General features: G+C 56.9%; 1 protein-coding gene. It reads left to right on the top strand.

Annotated features, from left to right (window positions below; translation table 11 throughout):
• Nucleotides 1-786, top strand: a 786-nt coding sequence (gene hisG / locus ACJ9N4_RS03295) for an ATP phosphoribosyltransferase (RefSeq protein ID WP_411500233.1), incomplete at its 5' end; no start/stop codon positions are given.
• Nucleotides 787-791 lie beyond the last annotated feature (5 nt).

Below are 791 nucleotides of genomic sequence, written 5' to 3' on the forward strand. Positions count from 1 at the left end.
CTGATTGCACTGGCTGAAAATATGCCCATCGACATTCTGCGCGTGCGTGATGACGATATCCCGGGGCTGGTGATGGATGGCGTTGTTGACCTCGGCATTATCGGCGAAAACGTGCTGGAAGAAGAGTTACTGACTCGCCGTGCCCAGGGTGAGGATCCGCGTTACTTTACCCTGCGTCGTCTGGATTTCGGCGGCTGCCGCCTGTCGCTGGCCACACCGGTCGATGAAGCCTGGGATGGCCCGGTCGCGCTGAACGGTAAGCGTATTGCCACCTCTTACCCGCACCTGCTGAAGCGTTATCTGGATCAGAAAGGCGTGCAGTTTAAATCCTGCCTGCTGAACGGTTCTGTTGAAGTAGCGCCGCGCGCGGGTCTGGCTGACGCTATCTGTGACCTCGTCTCTACCGGTGCCACGCTGGAAGCGAACGGCCTGCGCGAAGTAGAAGTGATTTATCGCTCTAAAGCCTGTCTTATCCAGCGCGATGGCGAAATGGCCGATGCCAAACAGCAGTTGATCGACAAACTGCTGACCCGTATTCAGGGCGTCATTCAGGCTCGCGAATCTAAATACATCATGATGCACGCGCCTACCGAGCGTCTGGATGAAGTGATTGCCCTGCTGCCAGGCGCTGAGCGCCCCACTATTCTGCCACTGGCGGGCGATCAGCAGCGCGTGGCAATGCACATGGTGAGTAGCGAAACCCTGTTCTGGGAAACAATGGAAAAACTGAAGGCACTGGGCGCAAGCTCCATTCTGGTGCTGCCAATTGAGAAGATGATGGAGTAACGGCC

This window comes from Enterobacter sp. LM3 (assembly GCF_046622475.1).
GTDB lineage: Bacteria > Pseudomonadota > Gammaproteobacteria > Enterobacterales > Enterobacteriaceae > Enterobacter > Enterobacter cloacae_P.